Below are 1,200 nucleotides of genomic sequence, written 5' to 3' on the forward strand. Positions count from 1 at the left end.
CTCGGGAGACCTCGACTTCTATCCCAACACCGCCGCGCCGTCAGCTTCTACACCCTCATCTGCGAAGAGCCGGTTTGCCCCGGTCCTGGCGTTGAGCGCCTTTTGGAGCGCTCGTACGTCGTTTCCGGACGAGCCCTGCTTGAGGGTGGCTCCGCTGGCAGCCCGGGCTTCCAACGCCCCCCACGTCTTGGGGCCAACCGTGCCGTCCTGTGTGGTGCCGATCTTCTTTTGGAAGCTGCGGACTGCACTGTCCGTTGCGGGGCCGAACTTCCCGTCGACGGCCACGGCGTGACCACGGGCCGTGAGCAACTGCTGCAGCTGCGTCACGGCAGGTCCGCTGGCCCCTTGCTTGATCGTGGGGTAGCTGGACGACGACGGTGGGGTCACGGGCCCCCCGGTCTTCGGCAGGCCGGGGAAGCTGTAGTTGATGGTGCGGCCCTGGGTCACCGTGGAGCCACAACGGAAGTCATCGATCAACGAGGAATCCCGGACCACGGAGCCATTGCGTTCGACCTGAAAGTGCAGGTGCGGGCCGGTCGAGTTTCCGGTGCTGCCCACATAGCCGATGATCTGGCCCTTCTTGACCGTGGCACCGCTGGACACGTTGTAGCGGCTCATGTGCATGTATTTGGTCGACCACCCGCCCGCGTGGCTGACGGTCACCATGTTGCCTGAACGGTCTCCCCAGCCCTTGTAGCTGACCTTGCCATCGGCTGCGGCCCTGATGGGGGTACCGGTGGCGGCTGCGATGTCGAAACCTCCATGGCTGTTACCCGACCGGCAGTATCCGTTGGGGGTGCCTGTGACCTGTCCGGTCGTCGGGATCGACATGGCCCCGGTCTCCGCCTGGGCCGGGGCGGCGCCAAGGCCCAGGAAACCGGACGCCACAATGGCGATCAGCCCGAGCGTCGTGGCAGGTTTGCGTGCAATGGTCTTGCGGTTTCCAGTGGACATTTCGATTCCCCTTTGACTCGCTCCGGTAAACACATGTCACGCGGACCCCTGGTGTACTCCAAGGATTTCTCGGTGACACGAGTCATGGTTGAAGGCGATGGGATCTCTCGCAAGGGAATAGGTCTGTTGATGTCTTTCCGGCCAAGAGTTTTGACCCTTTGGGTGGAACCAAAATGGCTCTTCGCAGATGAGGGTGTAGAAGCTGACGGCGCGGCGGTGTTGGGATAGAAGTCGAGGTCTCCCGAG

The 1,200-nt window shown here is 63.2% G+C and carries 1 protein-coding gene; it reads right to left on the reverse strand.

Going from position 1 to position 1,200, the window contains the following annotated elements:
* Window positions 1–18: 18 nt before the first annotated feature.
* Window positions 19–954 carry a peptidoglycan DD-metalloendopeptidase family protein gene (locus tag GWK18_RS12805; RefSeq protein WP_166835723.1) on the reverse strand — a complete coding sequence of 312 codons (936 nt, stop codon included), beginning with the start codon at window positions 952–954 and terminating at the stop codon, window positions 19–21.
* Between the last annotated feature and the right edge of the window lie 246 nt (window positions 955–1,200).

It is taken from the genome of Kocuria sp. JC486 (genome assembly GCF_011602805.1).
Taxonomy (GTDB): domain Bacteria; phylum Actinomycetota; class Actinomycetes; order Actinomycetales; family Micrococcaceae; genus Kocuria; species Kocuria soli.